The 19,138-nt window shown below is 70.0% G+C and carries 17 protein-coding genes and 1 riboswitch; of the genes, 14 read left to right on the top strand and 3 right to left on the bottom strand.

The window, feature by feature from the left end; genetic code table 11:
* Nucleotides 1-45: 45 nt before the first annotated feature.
* From ACIOVG_RS14590 to argH, 10 genes are all read left to right on the top strand, one after another.
* Nucleotides 46-765 carry a DUF402 domain-containing protein gene (locus ACIOVG_RS14590; RefSeq protein WP_400874878.1) on the top strand — a complete coding sequence of 240 codons (720 nt, stop codon included), beginning with the start codon at nucleotides 46-48 and terminating at the stop codon, nucleotides 763-765.
* A gap of 62 nt (nucleotides 766-827) precedes the next feature.
* Complete coding sequence (locus ACIOVG_RS14585) at nucleotides 828-1,820, top strand: NAD-dependent epimerase/dehydratase family protein (RefSeq protein WP_400874876.1); 993 nt, start codon at nucleotides 828-830, stop codon at nucleotides 1,818-1,820.
* 6 nt (nucleotides 1,821-1,826) lie between these two features.
* Nucleotides 1,827-1,920: riboswitch (TPP riboswitch) on the top strand.
* Nucleotides 1,911-2,759: a hydroxyethylthiazole kinase gene (thiM, locus tag ACIOVG_RS14580; protein WP_400874873.1), complete on the top strand. Its 849-nt coding sequence runs from the start codon at nucleotides 1,911-1,913 to the stop codon at nucleotides 2,757-2,759. Its footprint overlaps the riboswitch before it by 10 nt.
* A complete protein-coding gene (locus tag ACIOVG_RS14575; RefSeq protein ID WP_400874870.1) occupies nucleotides 2,756-4,906 on the top strand; it encodes a bifunctional hydroxymethylpyrimidine kinase/phosphomethylpyrimidine kinase in 2,151 nt (716 codons plus the stop codon). The genes thiM and ACIOVG_RS14575 overlap by 4 nt, the downstream gene beginning before the upstream one ends.
* 213 nt (nucleotides 4,907-5,119) lie before the next feature.
* A complete protein-coding gene (argC, locus tag ACIOVG_RS14570) occupies nucleotides 5,120-6,172 on the top strand; it encodes an N-acetyl-gamma-glutamyl-phosphate reductase (protein ID WP_400874868.1) in 1,053 nt (350 codons plus the stop codon).
* A 31-nt stretch (nucleotides 6,173-6,203) separates the two neighbouring features.
* The gene (gene argJ / locus ACIOVG_RS14565; RefSeq protein WP_400874865.1) at nucleotides 6,204-7,361 is read left to right on the top strand and encodes a bifunctional glutamate N-acetyltransferase/amino-acid acetyltransferase ArgJ; all 1,158 of its coding nucleotides are present in this window, start codon (nucleotides 6,204-6,206) and stop codon (nucleotides 7,359-7,361) included.
* Nucleotides 7,358-8,257, top strand: a complete 900-nt coding sequence (argB, locus tag ACIOVG_RS14560) for an acetylglutamate kinase (RefSeq protein WP_400874863.1) — start codon at nucleotides 7,358-7,360, stop codon at nucleotides 8,255-8,257. The genes argJ and argB overlap by 4 nt, the downstream gene beginning before the upstream one ends.
* The gene (locus ACIOVG_RS14555; protein ID WP_400874860.1) at nucleotides 8,254-9,459 is read left to right on the top strand and encodes an acetylornithine transaminase; all 1,206 of its coding nucleotides are present in this window, start codon (nucleotides 8,254-8,256) and stop codon (nucleotides 9,457-9,459) included. Before argB ends, ACIOVG_RS14555 begins: the two co-directional genes overlap by 4 nt.
* Entirely contained in the window at nucleotides 9,456-10,385 is a 930-nt protein-coding gene (gene argF, locus ACIOVG_RS14550; RefSeq protein ID WP_400874857.1) for an ornithine carbamoyltransferase, read from the top strand. Before ACIOVG_RS14555 ends, argF begins: the two co-directional genes overlap by 4 nt.
* Complete coding sequence (argH, locus tag ACIOVG_RS14545) at nucleotides 10,385-11,815, top strand: argininosuccinate lyase (RefSeq protein ID WP_400874854.1); 1,431 nt, start codon at nucleotides 10,385-10,387, stop codon at nucleotides 11,813-11,815. The genes argF and argH overlap by 1 nt, the downstream gene beginning before the upstream one ends.
* 176 nt (nucleotides 11,816-11,991) lie before the next feature.
* Here argH and ACIOVG_RS14540 read toward each other — a convergent pair whose 3' ends face one another.
* Complete coding sequence (locus ACIOVG_RS14540; protein ID WP_400874851.1) at nucleotides 11,992-12,837, bottom strand: DUF559 domain-containing protein; 846 nt, start codon at nucleotides 12,835-12,837, stop codon at nucleotides 11,992-11,994.
* 199 nt (nucleotides 12,838-13,036) lie between these two features.
* Entirely contained in the window at nucleotides 13,037-13,627 is a 591-nt protein-coding gene (locus ACIOVG_RS14535; protein WP_400874849.1) for a DUF1349 domain-containing protein, read from the bottom strand.
* 60 nt (nucleotides 13,628-13,687) lie between these two features.
* On the opposite strand from ACIOVG_RS14535, the gene ACIOVG_RS14530 reads away from it, so the two are divergent.
* From ACIOVG_RS14530 to ACIOVG_RS14515, 4 genes are read left to right on the top strand one after another with little or no spacing between them, the layout of a single operon-like run.
* Entirely contained in the window at nucleotides 13,688-14,332 is a 645-nt protein-coding gene (locus tag ACIOVG_RS14530) for a SatD family protein (protein WP_400874846.1), read from the top strand.
* Nucleotides 14,329-15,183: a hypothetical protein gene (locus ACIOVG_RS14525; RefSeq protein ID WP_400874843.1), complete on the top strand. Its 855-nt coding sequence runs from the start codon at nucleotides 14,329-14,331 to the stop codon at nucleotides 15,181-15,183. The genes ACIOVG_RS14530 and ACIOVG_RS14525 overlap by 4 nt, the downstream gene beginning before the upstream one ends.
* Nucleotides 15,184-15,211: 28 nt before the next feature.
* The gene (gene tyrS, locus ACIOVG_RS14520; RefSeq protein ID WP_400874841.1) at nucleotides 15,212-16,513 is read left to right on the top strand and encodes a tyrosine--tRNA ligase; all 1,302 of its coding nucleotides are present in this window, start codon (nucleotides 15,212-15,214) and stop codon (nucleotides 16,511-16,513) included.
* A gap of 57 nt (nucleotides 16,514-16,570) precedes the next feature.
* Nucleotides 16,571-17,365, top strand: a complete 795-nt coding sequence (locus ACIOVG_RS14515; RefSeq protein ID WP_400874838.1) for a DUF4184 family protein — start codon at nucleotides 16,571-16,573, stop codon at nucleotides 17,363-17,365.
* Here ACIOVG_RS14515 and ACIOVG_RS14510 read toward each other — a convergent pair.
* On the bottom strand, nucleotides 17,350-18,660 hold the full coding sequence (locus tag ACIOVG_RS14510) for a CoA transferase (RefSeq protein ID WP_400874836.1): 1,311 nt from the start codon (nucleotides 18,658-18,660) through the stop codon (nucleotides 17,350-17,352). The two genes, ACIOVG_RS14515 and ACIOVG_RS14510, sit on opposite strands and share 16 nt — an antisense overlap.
* Nucleotides 18,661-19,138 lie beyond the last annotated feature (478 nt).

Here is a 19,138-nt window from a genome sequence, read left to right as displayed (position 1 = left end):
CGGAATCGCACCGACGGCGCAGGCCGACCGGGGTAGCGTGACGGGATGAGCATCCTTCCGCAGAGCACCCCGGCGGCCGTGCCCGAGAGCGTACGCCCCTTGGGCGAGGGGCCGTTCCTCGCGCCCGGTGCACAGATCGACTGGCACTACCGCAAGCCGGGCTGGCAGCAGGGGGAGCCGTCGACGATCACTCCGATGCGGGTGGTGCGCGACGACGAACGTGGTCTGGTCGCGTGGCTGGCTGCAGGAACCCTGCAGGAGGGCCAGGGCGCGGCGGACGGTCAGCGGGTGCGCAGTGTGCCGCTCGACCGGCGCTGGCTCGAACCGCGCAGGCGCGTCGTCGAGGAGTGGTGGGGCAACGGCATCCTGCGGATCGCCCCGGCAGGTGCCGCGTGGTCCGTGTGGCTGTTCTGGAGCGACATGACCGGTCCGGAATGGGAGTTCGCGGGCTGGTACGTGAATCTCGAGAACGCGCATCTGCGCACCGATCACGACACGTACACATCCGATCACATCCTCGATGTGGAGATCGATGCAGACGGGGGAATCCACCTGAAGGACGAGGACGAGGTCGTCGCCGCGATCGAACAGGGGCGTCTCAGCGCGGAGCAGGCCGCGCAGATCGAGCGCCACGCGGATGCGGCCATCGCGTCGTTCCGTGCGGGGGATTGGCCGTTCGACGCCGAATGGCGCGACTGGCGGCCGGATCCGACCTGGACCGTCCCGCGGCTCGCCGGCATCGACGAGCTTCCCACCGCTGAGTGACGATCCCTCTGCTCTGAGCGGAAGAACTTCCCCGCGGCCACGGATGCTGGTGTCATGGGTGCATGACGGACGTGCTGATCCTGGGGGGAACCGGCTGGCTCTCCGGGCGGATCGCCCGCCGCTGGGCGGATGACGGGGCCGCGGTGACCTGCCTGGCCCGTGGCGAACGGCCGGAGCCGCCGGGAGTGACCCTCGTGCGCGGTGACCGTGACCGCTCCGATGCGTACGACCGGCTCGCGCGCGACTGGGATCACGTGGTCGACGTCTCCTCGCGGGCCGATCACGTCGCTGCCGCTGTGGCCGCGCTCGGAGCACGTGCGCGCCGATGGACGTACGTCTCGTCGGTGTCTGTCTACGCGGATGAAGCGACCCCGGGCGCCGACGAATCCGCTCCCGTGCATCAGGCAGCCGTGCCCGGCGACGCCTACGACTACGCCGCAGAGAAGGTCGCCGCCGAGGAGCACGTGCGCACCCTCGGCGACCGGGCGCTGATCGTGCGCCCTGGGCTGATCGTCGGCGACGGCGACCCCAGCGACCGCTTCGGCTACTGGGCGGCGGCGTTCGCGCGGGCCGGGAGCGATCGGGTGCTCCTGCCACCGCTCGAGGGCCGCGCGACGCAGGTGATCGACGTCGACGATCTCGCCGCCTACGTGGTCACGGCATCGTCGGCCGGAGTCAGGGGTGCGGTGAACGCGGTCGGCGACCGGCATCCGCTGCGGGAGGTGCTCCTGCGCATCCGGAATGCGGCCGGCCACCGTGGTGAGACTGTCGTCGGCGACGATGACTGGCTCGCAGACCACGGCGTCGCGTACTGGGCGGGGGAGAGGTCCCTGCCGCTGTGGCTGCCTGCCGACATGACCGGGTTCATGACGCGATCGAACGCGGCGTTCCACCGGACGGGGGGAGTGCTGCGGTCGATCGACGACACGATCGCCCGTGTCGTGGCCGATGAGATCGCGCGCGGCGTCGACCGCGAGCGGCGCGCAGGCCTCGCGCGGGAAGACGAACGTGCATTGCTGGCCGGACTCACCCGAGCAGAACCGCCCCTTCGCTAGACTGCGATCAGTGACACGGGGTGCCGCGACCGCGGCTGAGAACAGACCCGTCGAACCTGATCTAGTTCGTACTAGCGAAGGGATGTCGCATTGAGCGATCGTCTGCGTCCATCGTCCGATTCCGTCGTCGTATCCGAGGCGGTGGTGCTGCTCCAGAGGGTGCGAGCCGCTCCGCCCCTGACGCACTGCATCACCAACGCGGTCGTCACGGGCTTCACCGCGAACGTGCTCCTCGCCGTCGGTGCTGCTCCGGCGATGGTCGACATCGTGGGGGAGAGCGGCATGTTCGCCGGTGTCGCCTCCGGCGTGCTCATCAACCTCGGCACTCCTACGCCCGAGCAGCGGACCGCGAGCCGGGAGGCCGCAGCGGGAGCGTCGGCCGCCGGCACTCCCTGGGTGCTCGATCCGGTCGCGATCGGCGCGCTGCCGGTGCGTACCGCCCTGGCGCAGGAGCTCGTGGCGCTGCGTCCCACCGCTGTGCGCGGCAATGCGTCGGAGATTCTCGCGCTCGCCGGACTCAGCGGCGGCGGTCGCGGGGTGGACGCGACCGACAGCACGGATGATGCGGCCGACGCGGCTGCCACACTGGCCCACCGGTACGGCAGCGTGGTCGCCGTCTCCGGACCGGTCGACCTGATCACCGACGGGGAGCGCGTGATCCGCATCGCGAACGGCGATCCGCAGCTCACGCTCGTCACCGGTGGGGGCTGTGCGCTCGGCGCCGTGATGGCGGCCTTCCTCGGGGCCGCCCGCGCGACCGGGATCTCCGCGCTCGGCGCCGTCGCGGCCGCCACGCTCGTGTACACGATCGCCGCAGAGCGCGCTGCCGCGGCGTCGGTGGGACCCGGCAGCTTCGCGGTCGCTCTGCTCGATGCCCTCGCCGGCGTGCAGCCGGATGACCTCGTGACCGCCGCGCGCGTCGAGGAGAGCAGCCGGTGAGCGCCGACCTCTCGCTCTACCTGGTCACCGATGCGGCGCTGTGCGGCGAACGCGGTGTGGTCGAGACCGTCCGGGAGGCGGTCGACGGCGGCGTGCGCATCGTTCAGCTCCGCGAGAAGCACGCGTCGGACGGTGACGTCGTGGAGCAGCTGCTCGCACTCTCGGCAGTGATCGACGGTCGCGCGCTGCTCGTGGTGAACGACCGCCTCGACGCCGCGGTCGCGGCGCGGGCTCAGGGATCCAGAGTCGACGGCGTGCATCTCGGGCAGGGCGATGCCTCGGTGCTGCGGGCGCGCCAGGAGCTCGGCCCCGACGCGCTGATCGGCCTCACCGCGAATGCACCGGAGCACCTCGACGCGGTCCGCGCGCTCCCGGCCGGCACAGTCGACTATCTCGGCGTCGGTGTCATCCGTCCGACGCTCACCAAGCCCGACCACCCGCCGGCCCTCGGCATCCAGGGGTTCCGGGAGTTCGTGGAGGCCAGCCCCCTGCCCTGCGTCGCGATCGGCGGCGTCGGGATCGATGACATCGAGCCGCTGCGTGCGGCGGGGGCTGTCGGGATCGCGGTGGTGTCGGCGCTCTGCGCCGCAGAGGCTCCGGCTGCGGCGGCGGCGGAGTTCCGTCGACGCTGGCAGTCGGCCTCGGTGCCCCGGGTGCTCACGATCGCCGGCAGCGATCCCTCCGGCGGTGCCGGCATCCAGGCCGATCTCAAGTCCATCGCCGCGAACGGCGGATACGGCATGGCAGCGATCGCGGCTCTGACGGTGCAGAACACTCAGGGAGTGCGTGCCATCCACGTCCCGCCATCGGACTTCCTGCGGCAGCAGCTCGACACGCTGTCGGACGACATCGTCATCGACGCCGTCAAGATCGGGATGCTCGCGGATGCCGAGGTCGTGCGCACCGTGATCGCGTGGCTGGACGCGGTCCGTCCCCCGATCGTCGTGGTGGACCCGGTCATGGTCGCCACCAGCGGCGACCGGCTTCTGGACACCGCGGCGGAATCGGCGCTGCGGGAGCTGCTCGTGCGCGCCCACGTGGCGACGCCGAACCTCGCCGAGCTCGCGGTGCTCGTGGGGCGGGAGATCCACGACTGGGCGGATGCGCTGGCCGCCGCAGACGCGCTCTCGACGCAGATCGGAGCAGCGGTGCTCGTCAAGGGCGGGCACCCCGATGCCGAGGAGGCGCCGGACGCCCTCATCGACGCGGCAGCCGGCATCCGGCAGCAGTTCGCCGGTGCGCGCATCGACACCGTGAACACGCACGGCACCGGATGCTCCCTGTCCTCTGCGATCGCCACCCTGCTCGCGCGCGGACTGGATCCCGCCGCGGCCGTCGCGCACGCACGCTCCTGGTTGCGGGAGTCGCTCCGAGAGAGCAGCGCTCTCGATGTGGGCCGGGGACACGGACCCGTCCACCACTTCGCAGGACTTTGGAACCGCGGGGGGCTGACGACCCGTCCGCCGGCCGCGGACGTGGCCGCCGCGTGGTGGGATGGCATCGCGGAGACGAGGGCCGAGATCGACGCGCTGCCCTTCATCCGCGCGCTCGCCGACGGCACGCTGCAGCGGGAGCCGTTCGTCTTCTACCTCGCGCAGGACGCGCTGTACCTGCGCGAGTACGCCCGCGTGCTGGCGGAGGCCGCGCGGCTGGCCCCGACGTCCGCGGAGCAGGCGTTCTGGGCGCAGTCCGCTCAGGGCTCGATCGTCGGGGAGCTGGAGCTGCACGCCTCGTGGCTCACTCCTGCCCAGGGGGTCACGGCGGCGACCTTCGCCGCAGAGCCCGCGCCGGCCACGGTGGCGTACCTCGACCATCTGCGCGCCACCGCGTTCGACGGCCGGTACCCCGAGCTGATCGCCGCGATCCTGCCGTGCTTCTGGCTCTACACCGACCTCGGCGAGCGGCTGCACGCCGGGGCGTTCGGCAGCCGTCCGCAGGATCCGGACCATCCCTACGCCTCGTGGCTCGCGACCTACGCCGACCCTGCGTTCGCGGAGGCGACGGCGCAGGCGGTCGCGTACGTCACAGACACCGCCGCGAGGGCCGACGACGCGACCCGCGCCCGCATGCAGCGCGCGTTCGACCTGTCCAGCGCACACGAGCGGGACTTCTTCGCGGCACCGGGGAGCACGCGCGACGCCACATGACGGGCCAGATTTGCGGATGCGGCGGAAGGCGCGCTATCGTCGCGGCATGCCTTCGGCCGCATCCGCTTCTCTGACGCTCGTTCCGAGCGTCATCGTGGTGCGCCGACGCCGGGGCGACCGCCGACTTTAGGCGACCCTGCGCTCCCGCCTGCCGGCGGTCGAGTGCCGGTGTCGCCGCCTCGGCCACCTCACCCCGACCGTTAAGGTAGAAACATGACGTATTCCGTCGCCGTCTCCGGCGCATCCGGCTACGCAGGCGGCGAGATTCTGCGCCTCCTCGCCAGTCATCCCGACATCGAGATCCGCACCGTCACCGCGCATTCGAACGCGGGGCAGCCGCTGATCCAGCATCAGCCGCACCTTCGCTCGCTCGCGGGCCTGACGCTGCAGGACACCACCCCCGAGATCCTCGCCGGGCACGACATCGTGTTCCTGGCGCTGCCGCACGGGCAGTCTGGCCAGTACACCGACGCGCTCGGCGACACCCCGCTCGTGATCGATGCGGGAGCCGACCATCGGCTGACCTCCCAGAGCGCATGGGACGCGTTCTACGGCGGAGCCTTCCATGAGCCGTGGACCTACGGCGTGCCCGAGCTTCCCGTCGGCGGAGCGAAGCAACGTGACGCCCTCCGCGGTGCGACCAGGATCGCGGCCCCCGGCTGCAACGCGTCCACGGTCAGCCTGAGCCTGGCGCCCGGCGTCGCGGCCGGTGTGATCGATCCGGGCGACATCGTCTCGGTGCTCGCGGTCGGCCCATCGGGGGCGGGTAAGAGCCTGAAGCCGAACCTGCTCGCCAGCGAGATCCTCGGTACTGCCAACCCCTATGCGGTCGGCGGCACGCATCGGCACATCCCCGAGATCCGGCAGGCGCTCGCCGCATCCACCGGGGCAGCCCCTGACGGCATCCGCATCTCCTTCACCCCGGTGCTCGTGCCGATGTCGCGCGGCATCCTCGCCACCTCCACCGCCCCGATCGTCGCGGGCGTCACCGACGCCGAGATCCGCGAGGCCTGGGAGAACGCATACGACGGCGAGACCTTCGTGCACCTGCTCCCCGAGGGCAGCTTCCCGCGCACAGCCGACGTGCTCGGGGCGAACACGGCGTTGATCGGTCTCGCGATCGACCGCGCCGCCAACCGCGTCACCGTCGTCACGGCCGTCGACAACCTCGTCAAGGGCACCGCCGGCGCCGCCATCCAGTCCATGAACATCGCGCTCGGGCTTCCCGAGGACCGCGCCCTCTCAATCAACGGAGTCGCACCATGACCATCGAGGCACTCATCATCGAGGTGTCGCTGTGAGCGTCACCGCCCCGGCCGGGTTCGAAGCAGCCGGAGTCGTCGCGGGACTCAAGTCGACGGGCAAGCCCGACGTCGCCGTCGTCGTCAACCGCGGACCGCGCAAGGTCGGCGCCGCGGTGTTCACGAGCAACCGCGCCAAGGCCAACCCGATCATCTGGTCGCAGCAGGCCGTGGCCGATCGGATCGTCGAGGCCGTTGTGCTCAACTCCGGCGGGGCGAACTGCTTCACCGGGAGCTTCGGCTTCCAGACCACGCACCAGACGGCCGAGAAGGCGGCAGAGCTCCTGGGCGTCAGCGCCGGAGACGTGCTGGTGTGCTCGACCGGGCTCATCGGCGTCGGCGACGGCGAGTTCCGTGCCAAGGTGCTCGACGGCACGGCGCAGGCGATCGCCGCACTCAGCACCGACGGGGGAGACCTCGCGGCGGAGGCGATCATGACCACCGACAGCGTCGCCAAGACCGCGGTCGTCAGCCGCGACGGCTGGAGCATCGGCGGCATGGCGAAGGGCGCGGGCATGCTCGCGCCGGGGCTCGCGACCATGCTCGTCGTGATCACGACCGACGCCGACCTCGAAGCGCTCGAGGCGGATGCCGCCCTGCGCGCCGCGACCGGACGCACGTTCGACCGTCTCGACTCCGACGGCTGCATGTCGACCAACGATCAGGTCACGTTGCTCGCGAACGGCGCGAGCGGCGTGAAGCCCGACCTCGAGGAGTTCACCGCAGCGCTCGTCGAGCTCTCGCAGGAGCTCGCGGTCAAGCTGCAGGGCGATGCGGAGGGTGCGAGCCACGACATCACGATCGAGGTCGTCGGCGCCGTCTCGGAGCAGGATGCCGTGGAGGTCGGTCGCGCGGTCGCCCGCAACAACCTCTTCAAGGCCGCGATCTTCGGCAACGACCCGAACTGGGGTCGCGTGCTCGCGGCCATCGGCACCACGGGAGCGCAGTTCGACCCCTACGACGTCGACGTGTCGATGAACGGCGTGCGCGTGTGCACCGCCGGAGGCCCGGACCGTCCGCGCGAGGAGGTCGACCTCACCCCGCGTGCCACGCACCTGCTGATCGACCTGCGCGTCGGCGAGGCCACCGCGACGATCCTCACGAACGACCTCACGCACGACTACGTGCACGAGAACAGCGCGTACGCCTCATGACGGACATCCAGGACACGCCTGCCGAGGTCGCGGCGCAGAAGGCCACGACCCTCATCGAGTCGCTGCCGTGGCTGAAGAAGTTCCGCGATCAGATCGTGGTCGTCAAGTACGGCGGCAACGCCATGGTCTCGGAGGAGCTGCAGGACGCGTTCGCGCAGGACATCGCCTACCTCCGCTATGTCGGAGTCCAGCCGGTGGTCGTGCACGGCGGAGGCCCGCAGATCTCCGACATGCTGCAGCGGCTCGACATCCCCAGCGAGTTCAAGGGCGGCTACCGGGTCACCAACACCGAGGCGATCAGCGTCGTGCGTATGGTGCTCACCGGACAGGTCAACCCGCAGCTGGTCACCAAGATCAACTCCCATGGACCCATCGCCACCGGACTCAGCGGTGAGGACGCCGGTCTGTTCGGCGGCCGTCGTCGCGGCGTGATGATCGACGGAGAGGAGATCGACCTCGGCCGCGTCGGCGACGTGGTGGAAGTGGACCCCACCCCGGTGCTCGACCACCTGGCCGCCGGCCGTATCCCCGTGGTCTCCAGCATCGCGCCGGACCTCGACCATCCAGGACACTCGCTGAACGTCAACGCGGATGCCGCAGCGTCAGCGCTCGCTGTGGCGCTGAACGCGCGCAAGCTCGTGATCCTCACAGATGTGCCGGGGCTCTACGCGGACTGGCCCAATCGGGACTCGCTCGTGTCGCACCTCACCTCCACGGCTCTCATCGAGATGCTGCCGAGCCTCGAGTCGGGCATGATCCCGAAGATGCGCGCGTGCCTCGAAGCAGTCGAGAACGGCGTGGACGCCGCTGCGATCATCGACGGGCGAGTGCCGCACTCGGTGCTCGTCGAACTCTTCACCAACAAGGGAATCGGAACGGAAGTGGTGGCAGGATGACCATCTGGCAGGACGACGCAGACCGCGATCTGGTGCTCAACGCGGGGCCGCGCCTCGCGCTGCTCACCCGCGGTGAGGGCTCCTACCTCTGGGACTCGGACGGACGACGCCACCTCGACTTCCTCGCCGGTATCGCGGTGACCTCGCTCGGCCACGCGCACCCCGTGTTCGTGGAGGCCGTGTCACGGCAGGCGGCGACGCTCGCGCATGTCTCGAACTATTTCGCGACGCCGTCGCAGCTCGCCCTCGCCGCGCGCCTCAAGCGCCTCGCCGGTGCCGGCATCGACGGCCGCGTGTTCTTCTCGAACTCCGGCGCCGAGGCCAACGAGGCCGCGTTCAAGCTGGCGCGCCTGCACGGCGGCACGGAACGCCCCCGGATCATCGCGCTGGAGAACGGCTTCCACGGTCGCACCATGGGGTCCCTCGCCCTCACGGCGAAGGAGTCGATGCGTGCACCGTTCGAGCCGATGCCCGGTGGCGTCGAGCACATCCCGGCGACGGTCGAGGCGCTCGAAGCCGCGATGGACGACCGCGTGGCTGCTGTCATCGTCGAGCCCATCCAGGGCGAGGCCGGCGTGGTCGAGCTGCCGGAGGGCTACCTCGCGGCCGCCCGCTCACTGACCCTGAAGCACGGCGCACTGCTGATCGTGGACGAGATCCAGACCGGAGCCGGTCGCACCGGCGCCTGGTTCGGCTTCAGCCACGAGGGCATCACCCCCGACGCGATCACCCTCGCCAAGGGCATCGGCGGCGGCTTCCCGATCGGTGCGCTCGTGACCTACGGGTCGGCGAGCGCGCTGTTCACACCGGGATCCCACGGCTCCACGTTCGGCGGCAACCCGCTGGCGACGGCGGTCGCCGACGCGGTCCTCGCCGAGATCGAGGATGCCGGACTGGTCGAGAACGCCGCCAAGCGCGGAGTCGAGCTGCGCGACATCATCCTCGGCATCGACTCTCCGCTGATCACCGCGGTGCGCGGTCGCGGGCTGCTGATCGGCGTGGCGCTGTCGGAGCCTGTCGCCGGTGCCGTGGTCGCCGCGGCGCAGGAGCGCGGTCTGATCGTGAACGCCGCCAACCCCGAGACCGTGCGCATCGCACCGGCTCTCACCATCGGCGACGCCGAGCTGAGCGAGTTCCGTGAGCTGTTCACGGCCGTGCTCGCCGACGTCCAGGCATCCCTCCCCGGAAAGGTTTCCGCATGACCCGCCACCTGCTGCGCGACGACGACCTGACTCCCGCCGAGCAGGCGGAGATCATCGAGCTCGCGCTGGAGCTGAAGAAGGACCGCTGGGCTGACAAGAGCCTCGCCGGCCCCCAGACCGTCGCGGTCATCTTCGACAAGTCCTCCACGCGCACCCGCGTCTCGTTCGCGGTCGGCATCGCCGATCTGGGCGGCTCGCCGCTGATCATCTCGACGGCGAACAGCCAGCTCGGCGGCAAGGAGACCCCGTCTGACACCGCTCGTGTGCTCGAGCGCCAGGTCGCGGCGATCGTGTGGCGCACGTATGCGCAGTCCGGACTGGAGGAGATGGCCCGCGGCACCCGCGTCCCGGTCATCAACGCCCTCTCCGACGACTTCCACCCGTGCCAGCTGCTCGCCGATCTGCTGACGATCCGCGAGCACAAGGGCGAGCTGAAGGGGCTGACCCTCACGTTCCTCGGCGACGGGCAGAGCAACATGGCCCACTCCTACGCCCTCGCCGGAGTCACCGCCGGCATGCACGTGCGCATCGCCTCGCCGGACGACTACGCGCCGCGCGCCGATGTGATCGAGGACGCAGACCGTCGGGCCGCCGAGACCGGCGGCTCGATCACGCTTTACACCGATCCGGTCGAAGCCGCGGCGGGAGCAGACGTCATCGTCACCGACACCTGGGTGTCGATGGGCAAGGAAGAGGAGAAGCTGGCGCGGATCCGCGACCTCGGCTCCTACAAGGTCACCCCGGAGACCATGGCTCTGGCCGACTCCGAAGCGATCTTCATCCACTGCCTCCCCGCCGACCGCGGGTACGAGGTGGACTCCAGTGTGATCGACGGCCCGCAGAGCGTGGTCTGGGACGAGGCGGAGAACCGCCTGCACGCCCAGAAGGCGCTGCTGGTCTGGCTGCTCCGCAAGAAGGGCGACTGATGACCGACGCCACGCACGAAGGAACCAACGAGGGCGCGCTCTGGGGTGCCCGGTTCGCGACCGGACCGTCGCCGGAGCTGGTGGAGCTCAGCCGCTCGACCCACTTCGACTGGATCCTCGCCCCGTACGACATCGCCGGCTCCCACGCCCATGCGACGGCACTCGCCGCCGCCGGGTACCTGGAGGCCGACGAGGCGCAGCGCATGCACGAAGGCCTGGATGCCGTGGCCCGCAAGGTCGCAGACGGCACCCTGAAGCCCGCGCCGACCGATGAGGACGTGCACGGCGCGCTGGAGCAGGCGCTGATCGTCGAGCTGGGACCGGAGCTGGGCGGACGCCTGCGCGCCGGCCGCAGCCGCAATGACCAGATCGCCACGCTCGTGCGCATGTACCTGATCGACCATGCGCGGGTGATCGCCCGCGACATCCTGCGGGTGATCGACGCGCTCGTGGCCCAGGCCGAAGCGCACCCCGCCGCGATCCTGCCGGGGCGCACACACCTGCAGCATGCGCAGCCGGTGCTGCTCGCCCACCACCTGCAGGCGCACGGCTGGCCGCTGGTGCGTGAGCTCGAGCGCCTCGTCGACTGGCGCCGTCGCGCGGGCGTCTCGCCCTACGGCGGGGGAGCGCTGGCCGGTTCGACGCTGGGCCTCGACCCCGCGCTCGTGGCGACGGAGCTGGGCCTCGACCGCCCCGCCGAGAACTCGCTCGACGGCACCTCGGCCCGCGATGTGGTCGCGGAGTTCGCGTTCATCACGGCGATGACCGGCATCGACCTGTCGCGCCTGTCGGAGGAGATCATCCTCTGGAACACGCGGGAGTTCGGGTTCGTCACCCTCGACGACGGCTACTCGACCGGGTCGAGCATCATGCCGCAGAAGAAGAACCCGGACATCGCCGAGCTCGCGCGCGGCAAGTCGGGTCGCCTCATCGGGAACCTGTCCGGGCTGCTGGCCACGCTCAAGGGACTGCCGCTCGCGTACAACCGCGACCTGCAGGAGGACAAGGAGCCGGTCTTCGACTCGGTGCAGACGCTCGAGGTCGTGCTTCCCGCATTCGCGGGCATGATCGCGACGCTGCGCTTCGACACCGCGCGCATGGCCGAGCTCGCCCCACAGGGGTTCTCGCTCGCAACGGATGTCGCGGAGTGGCTCGTGAAGCGGCGGGTCCCTTTCCGCGACGCGCATGAGATCTCCGGCGCGCTCGTGCGGGCCTGCGAGGAGCACGGCATCGGCCTGGAGGATGCCTCCGACGAGCTGCTGCTCTCTGTGTCGCCGCACCTGGTGTCCGAGGTGCGCGAGGTGCTGACGATCGAGGGGTCCGTCGCCTCTCGCACGGGTGCCGGCGGAACCGCTCCGGTGCGGGTGGCCGAGCAGCGTGCCGAGCTCGTGGCTCGCGCCCAGGCTGCGGCGCACGCCCTCGGACTGTAGACACGACGGTTCGCGGCCCGGTCGATCCGTGGTGGTCGACGGCTGGTTGTCGGCGGACGGTTGTCGGCTGACGGCTGACGGATCACGGAGGGGGTAACGATCCGACGGAGGATCTCCGCGAAATCCTCCGCGATCCGTCATCCTCTCCGTGATCCGTCACACCGGTGTGGGATCCGTCACGCCGACACGGGAGTTCCCTTGCCCCGTCGCATCGCGCCGAGGATGGCTGCCTGCACCGTGGGCCAGTCATGGACTATCTGCGCGTAGTCGAACCGGAGAGTCTCGTAGCCGAGTCGGGATGCGATGGCATCCCGCACCCGATCACGATGACGTTTGTCCGGTGACCCATGGTTCTCCTCGCCGTCTGCTTCGAGGATGATCCTGCGGGCGATGACGAAGTCGACTCTGCCGACGCCGTCGATCTCCACCTGACGATCGAGTCGGATGCCGAGCAGGTGGAGTCGAAGCCGGAGAAGCGATTCCAGACCGCTGTCCGCGTCGGGGCGAGCGAGATCGATCAGCCATCGCGCGACTCGCGGCAGCGCTGCGCGAATCCGATCTCGCGCGGCGCGAGACAGCCTTCCCGTGCGCCAGGCCGATTCATATGCGGCGAAGAACGCCTCATCGCCGGCGCACCGTCGCAGATGCAGCAGCGCACGCTCGACACTCGCCCTCCCCAGTGGCGGCGTGCCGCCGTAGTAGTGGGACAGACACCGGCACCCCGGATGCCCGAGGGCGTGCTGACTCGGACCGAGCCAGACGTGCGGCTCTGTCTCGTCAGGGAGCACCCAGATCCCGTGGGCTCGCAACACGCTCACACACGTCAGAGCGCCTCCATGAGCGAGCGCGGCACGGACGTCCTCGGCGAGGGGAGAGATCGTGAAGATGCCCGGCCGCACCCGCTCGATCGTGCCGCGCTTCACCTGATCCGCGAGGTGCTGTCGAGTGAAGCCGAGCGTCTGGAGGTGGGTTCCGCGTGCGATCCCGCCGAGGTTCCGGATGGTGTCGTGAGCCGAGAGCATGCGCTCCACCTTGGCCCGGAGAGTGAACGCGCTGCGGGGTCGGAGCCGCGCTCGGGGGAGAAGCCTCTCCTCTGGCGCGGTGTGGAGGACGGCTGATGCCGACGGTTCGCCGACCTCCTGACGGATCACGGAGCATCCGTCGGGATGTGCTCCGTGATCCGTCGGGTCCTCCGTGATCCGTCCGGCGAACCGGCCGCGCTCAGTGCAGGTCGGCGTCGGCGGCCGACCGCTCCCACCGGGTGAAGCGCACGGTGAGATCGCCGCGCATGGGCGCTGCCAGGAACGGTCCGGCTGCGGCGTCCGACTCGCCGGAGAACGGTGCCACGCGCACCAGGCGCCAGGGGCCGTCGTCTGCCTTGGCGCGGATGATCAGGGCATCGGCCCAGCGGCTGACGCGCACCGTGATCTCGCTCTCGAGCCAGTCGTCGACGTAGCCGACCGACCAGTCCGAGCGGATGTCGGTGACCACCGCGCCGAGACCGAGATGACCGTCGGCGAACTCGACTCCGGTCTTGACCCAGTGCTCGTCGTCGATGCGCACGAAGACGCCGGCCTGATCGAACTGACCGTCCCAGGGGGCTCGGAACGAGACGTCGATCGCCTCGCCGACCGCGAGCGGGGTGAGGAGGGCGTGCTCGGTGTCGTGCACGAAACCGTAGGCGGTGTGCCGCCAGGCGTCGCTGCCTTCGACGGCGGTGACGTCGAGATGCGCGTCCGCTGTTTCGATGGTGTGCTGCGGGGCGTGGGTCCACGCTCCCTCTGACCAGGGGATGATGTGCGATTCAGGCATGAACACACACTATAGCCAAATAAGGCATTAATCCAGAAGTAGTCGTGATACGGTTATGTCATGGTCATCGCCGTGATCGCCGACATCGTGGGTTCCCGCAAGCTCGACGATCGCGGCGCCGCACAGCGGGTGCTGGATGACACGATCACCCGTGTCGAGCGCGAGACACCGCTCGCGTCGCAACCACTGACCCCCACGGTAGGGGATGAGCAGCAGGGTGTGTACGCGAACCTCGAAGATGCCATGACCGGGCTCCTCATGATCCAGCTGGCCCTGCCGGACGGCATCGCCTTCCGGTTCGGGATCGGCATCGGCGCCATCCGCGCTGTGGACTCCGCGCATGGAGCGCTGACCGATGGGCCGGGGTGGTGGGCGGCACGTGAGGCGATCGAGACCGTGCATGCGCGCGAGCCCCGCGCCGTTCCGCGCACCCGCTCCTGGATTGTCGGTGCCCCCGGGCAGGATGAGGTCATGAGCAGCACGATCGGAGCATCCAACGCTTATCTCCTCGTGCGCGACGAACTGGTCGGCTCGATGAACGAGCGCGAGCGGCGCCTCACCTATGGGCGTCTGATCGGAGCCTCCCAGAGCGAGCTCGCCGAGCAGGAGGGCATCACGCAGCCGAGCGTCTCGAAGTCCTTGCGCAGCGCAGGTGCCGCGGCACTGATCGAAGGACTGACCGCGCTGCGGGGGGAGAGGCCATGATCATCGCCGGATTCATCCTGCTGGCGATCGGCGCGGCCGATCTGGTGCGTCAGTTCGCACCGCGTCGGTGGATCGGCTACCTCGCGACCACGGTCGTGCTCCTGCTTCTCGGCAGCGTGAGCGATGCGCTGCTCCCGATGATCGCGGCGCTGGTCGCCGGGGCGGTCTGGATCTGGTGCATGCCGGACCATCGCCCATCGCCGGCGGGATTCTGGCCGGCCGTGCTGCTGGCCCTCGTGGTCGTCGGCGCGGTGATCTGGACGGGCGAGCGAGCGGATGCCGGCCTGATCGGCCAGATCTGGCATCTGCGGTCCCCGTTCGGCGAGGTCTCGTTCGACCTCGCGATGCTGGTCTTCGGACTCGCGGCATTCCTGCTCGAGTCGGCGAACCTCGTGGTGCGTGCCGCGCTCGACGGCGAGCACACCTGGCGGCCGATCGACTCGGCACGCGCGGATACCGCCGTGCAGGCATCCGCCGCGCAGGCATCCGCCGTGCAGGCATCCGTCGCCTCAGCCGCCTCCGCCGTCGACTCGGCCGCAACGGAAACCGAGACACCGGCGCCGGTCGCGCACATCGCGGAACCGACGACCGCTCCCGATCCGCGTGCCGGGTTCAAGGGCGGGCGTCTGATCGGGCCGCTCGAGCGGATGCTCGTTCTCATCCTCACGCTCGCCGCCGCCTACCCGATCCTCGCGGCGATGCTGGCGGCGAAGGGCATCGTCCGGTTCCCGGAGATCTCGCGCGACGGCGAGACGGGCGCGCGCGCCGAGTACTTCCTCGTCGGCAGCCTCGTCAGCTGGGTGATCGCGCTCGGCGCGGCCTTCCTCGTCTGGTGGTCGGCGCACAGCTGAGGCGTCGCGCGCTGATAGCCTGGAGCGCGTGTCTGAAACCCCTTTGACGACCGCTGTACCGGCGATCGACCCCACGTTCGAGAACGTGTGGGACGAACTGCTGTGGCGCGGACTCGTCCACGTGTCCACCGACCAGGAGGCGCTGCGCGCCCTGCTCGCGGGAGACCCCATCACGTATTACTGCGGGTTCGATCCGACGGCGCCGAGCCTGCACCTGGGAAACCTCGTCCAGTTGCTGACGCTGCGTCGCATCCAGCTCGCCGGGCACAAGCCGCTCGGCCTGGTCGGCGGCTCGACCGGTCTCATCGGAGATCCGCGTCCGACCGCAGAGCGCACGCTCAACACGCGCGAGACCGTCGAGGAGTGGGTCGGCCGCCTGCGCGCGCAGGTCGAGCGCTACCTGAGCTTCGAGGGCGACAACGCGGCGCGCATCGTGAACAACCTCGACTGGACCGCGCCGATGTCGGCGATCGACTTCCTGCGGGAGATCGGCAAGCACTACCGCGTCGGCACGATGCTGAAGAAGGATGCGGTCGCTGCGCGTCTGAACTCCGACGAGGGCATCAGCTACACCGAGTTCAGCTACCAGATCCTGCAGGGCATGGACTTCCTCGAGCTGTACCGCCAGTACGACTGCGTGCTCCAGACCGGTGGATCCGATCAGTGGGGCAACCTGACCAGCGGCACTGACCTCATCCGTCGGGCCGAGGGCGTCTCGGCGCACGCGATCGGCACACCGCTGATCACGAACAGCGACGGCACGAAGTTCGGCAAGAGCGAGGGCAACGCGATCTGGCTCGACGCCGAGATGTGCAGCCCGTACCGCATGTACCAGTTCTGGCTCAGCACGACGGATGCCGACGTGATCGACCGGCTCAAGGTCTTCACGTTCCTGAGCCGTGCCGAGATCGAGGAGTACGCGGCGCTGGTCGAGTCCGAGCCGTTCCGGCGTGCGGCGCAGAAGCGTCTCGCGCTCGAGGTGTGTGTCACCGTTCACGGTGCCGACGCTACGGCTGCCGTGATCGCTGCGTCCGAGGCGCTGTTCGGACAGGGTGACCTGACCGCGCTCGACGCCGCGACGCTGCGCACGGCGCTGGAGGAGTTGCCGAACGCCACCGTCGCTGCGGGGACTCCTGTCGTCGAAGCGCTGGTGGCGACCACCCTCGTGTCGAGCCTCTCGGAGGCGCGGCGCGCGATCTCGCAGGGCGGCGTCTCGCTCGACGGCGTGCGCGTCGAAGACGAAGCCGCCACGGTGCAGGGGAGCCTGCCCGGCGGAGTCTCGGTGCTGCGGCGAGGCAAGAAGACCCTCGCCGGCGTCTTCCTCGCCTGACACGCTCCGCGTAGCTGTTCCCGCGCGCTGCGGCGCGACGACCCCTGAGGAGAGCGGATGCCGTTCACCCCGAGTCATGCGATCGTCGCGTTGCCGTTCATCCGCACGCCTCTGGTGCCGGCCGCGATCGCGATCGGCGCGATGACGCCGGATCTGCCGCTGTTCCTCCGGGGTGTGGGTCTGAACTACACGTTCACCCACACCCCGGGGAACGTCGTGTGGACCGCGGTGCTGGCGTTCGCGCTCTTCCTGGTCTGGCGCGTGGTGATGCGCCCTGCGGTTCCGGAGCTCACCCCGCTCTGGATCGCTCGCCGCCTGCCCGCGGACTGGAGCGACTCCGGCCTGGTGGCGGCCGGGCGTGCGGTCGGCATCGGGCAGTCACGCGTGTATCCGCTGCTGCTGGCGGTATCGCTGGTCCTCGGGGTGCTGTCGCATATCCTGTGGGATCTCTTCACGCATGAGGGGCGCTGGGGTGTGGAGATCCTCCCTGGCCTGGACCAGATGTGGGGTTCGCTGCTCGGGTACAAGTGGCTGCAGTACGGGTCCAGCGTGCTGGGTCTCGCGGGCATCGGCCTCTGGGCGGTGTTCTGGTTGCGGCGCAGTGCCGTTCGTGCCGACACCGCGCAGCGCGTGCCGAGCGCGGTCCGCGTCGCATGGTGGGTGTCGCTTCCGGTGATCCTCGTCGCCGCCTGGTTCATCGGTCTCGCCGTCTACGGCCCGCTCACCGAGGCGTTCACCCTGCAGCACCTCGCGTACCGAGTGCTCCCGCCTGCCTGTGCGCTGTGGGGAGCGATCACGCTGGTGCTGTGCGTGATCCTGTCGCTGTCATCGCGGCCTCACCAGCGGGGCTGATCCTGGCCCCACGGGCGCGGTGCGGCGAAGTCGAACCCGGGGATCGCGGGGGCAGACGTGACCACCGCGCGGCCGGCCACCTCGAATCGGGCCGTGTGGGGAGCGAGGTCGACCGTGATCTCCTCCGCCGGTTCCGTTCGGCGCGGCATCCCGAGCAGTTCGGCGGCCACACGTCGCAGCGAGGTCTGCACCTGCCAGGAGCCGCCCTCGTCCGCGCGACGTCGGAGCAGGGTCACCACGGCGGCGGCCAGCAGATAGCCGGCGCTGTGATCCAGCGCCTGCGCGGGAAGTGCGCCGGGGCTGTGGCCGTCGGGTGATTCGATCCACGCGATCCCGGACTCCGCCTGCACGAGGCTGTCGAATCCTGCGCGCCGGGGATGCTCGGCGCCCCAGGCGCTCAGCCGTGCGACCACCAGGCCGGGATACCGCTCGGTCAGATCGTCGGGTGCGAGGCCGAGCCGATCGAGTGCGTCGGGCCGATAGCCGAGCACCACGACATCCGCGTCCGCGAGCAGTTCGCGGATCATCGCGGAGCGCGCATCAAGGAGCGCCGTGCGCTTGCCGTGCCCGGTGTCGAGGTGTTGCCATTCCGGTTCGGCCAGGTGCGGCGGATCGATACGCAGCACGTCCGCGCCCAGCAGAGCGAGCGTGCGCGTGCACACCGGTCCGGCGATGACGCGCGTGAGGTCGAGCACACGGATGCCGTCGAGAGGGGGAACCGGCGACAGGGATGTGCGTCGCCGCGGGGGAGCCGCAGGAGTCTCGACTCTTCGCATGTCGAGGAGCGGCCGGGATCGGAGGACCGCATCGAGGGCGGGGTCCTCCGTCCCGACGGGGACGGCGAGGCCACCCGCAGCCGTGATCGCGGAGACGGCATCCGACGACGTGCGAAGCGCCAGCGCGTCGCGGACCTCATCCGCCCCCGCGCTCTCCGGCAATCCCAGGGCGGAGCGGAGTCCGGCGGCGTGGTGCGGGTAGTTGCCGTGCGTGCGCACCCATCCGTCGAGAGTGCGCCAGAAACCGGAGAAGGGCGACCACACGGGGGGAGCCGCACCGTCGATGGTGAGGACGCGGTCGCTCCGGTACGCGGCGGCGATGCGCTGCGGGTCGAGAGCCGCGGCATCGAGGCGTGCGGCACAGGTTGCCGCCGCGACGCTCGCCCAGGCGAGATCACCGACCGAGAGCCGGGATGGGAGCGGGACCGGCAGGGGAGACGGATGCGCACCGTGGATGAGGTGCGGTTCTGCGCCGAGCTCGTTCCAGATACGGCTGAGGAGGCGGCGTCCGGCGGTCATGGGGCGACGGTCTCGGGGAGGCGCTGAGGAGGGAGAGCGAGCATGGCGCGATCGTACTCCTGGCGGCGTTCTGGCGGAAAAACGCGCCTGATCCGGGGAAACCGTCGCGGGCTCACGCACGACACGCCCGGGGGGTGCGCCCGGATTTGCCAGAACCCCGGGATCCGCGTAACTTATTACTTGTTCGCCCCACAGGGAAGCGGAGAGGCCGAGAGCCTCACCCCCCTCAAGTGGCAGAACCACTCCCGATTCAGATCCTCTCTTGAGAGGTTCGGACGCTTGCGTCTAGAATGGGAGGTCCACCCCATCTGCGGTCGTTCTGACTGCGCTTCGGATCTTCAGATCCGGACGGCGCGTCGATTTGACATGCGGAGCCGGGTGGGTAAGATAGAGAAGTTGCCCTTCGGGCCTGGTTGTGATGACTGGGTCGTGGGAGCATCCGATCCTTGAGAACTCAACAGCGTGCACTTGTCAAATG

The organism is Microbacterium sp. NPDC087591 (assembly GCF_044743625.1).
Classification (GTDB): domain Bacteria; phylum Actinomycetota; class Actinomycetes; order Actinomycetales; family Microbacteriaceae; genus Microbacterium.
This window is presented reverse-complemented; position numbering and strand designations above follow the sequence as displayed.

What these genes read in the sequence shown, in the direction of transcription:
- ACIOVG_RS14525 (WP_400874843.1), top strand. Translation starts at nt 14,329, where the DNA reads ATGATCATCGCCGGATTCATCCTGCTGGCGATCGGCGCGGCCGATCTG.
- ACIOVG_RS14515 (WP_400874838.1), top strand. Translation starts at nt 16,571, where the DNA reads ATGCCGTTCACCCCGAGTCATGCGATCGTCGCGTTGCCGTTCATCCGC.
- ACIOVG_RS14530 (WP_400874846.1), top strand. Translation starts at nt 13,688, where the DNA reads ATGGTCATCGCCGTGATCGCCGACATCGTGGGTTCCCGCAAGCTCGAC.
- ACIOVG_RS14585 (WP_400874876.1), top strand. Translation starts at nt 828, where the DNA reads ATGACGGACGTGCTGATCCTGGGGGGAACCGGCTGGCTCTCCGGGCGG.
- argB (WP_400874863.1), top strand. Translation starts at nt 7,358, where the DNA reads ATGACGGACATCCAGGACACGCCTGCCGAGGTCGCGGCGCAGAAGGCC.
- ACIOVG_RS14510 (WP_400874836.1), bottom strand. Translation starts at nt 18,660, where the DNA reads ATGACCGCCGGACGCCGCCTCCTCAGCCGTATCTGGAACGAGCTCGGC.
- ACIOVG_RS14590 (WP_400874878.1), top strand. Translation starts at nt 46, where the DNA reads ATGAGCATCCTTCCGCAGAGCACCCCGGCGGCCGTGCCCGAGAGCGTA.
- argH (WP_400874854.1), top strand. Translation starts at nt 10,385, where the DNA reads ATGACCGACGCCACGCACGAAGGAACCAACGAGGGCGCGCTCTGGGGT.
- ACIOVG_RS14535 (WP_400874849.1), bottom strand. Translation starts at nt 13,627, where the DNA reads ATGCCTGAATCGCACATCATCCCCTGGTCAGAGGGAGCGTGGACCCAC.
- argF (WP_400874857.1), top strand. Translation starts at nt 9,456, where the DNA reads ATGACCCGCCACCTGCTGCGCGACGACGACCTGACTCCCGCCGAGCAG.
- argC (WP_400874868.1), top strand. Translation starts at nt 5,120, where the DNA reads ATGACGTATTCCGTCGCCGTCTCCGGCGCATCCGGCTACGCAGGCGGC.
- ACIOVG_RS14555 (WP_400874860.1), top strand. Translation starts at nt 8,254, where the DNA reads ATGACCATCTGGCAGGACGACGCAGACCGCGATCTGGTGCTCAACGCG.
- ACIOVG_RS14540 (WP_400874851.1), bottom strand. Translation starts at nt 12,837, where the DNA reads ATGCTCTCGGCTCACGACACCATCCGGAACCTCGGCGGGATCGCACGC.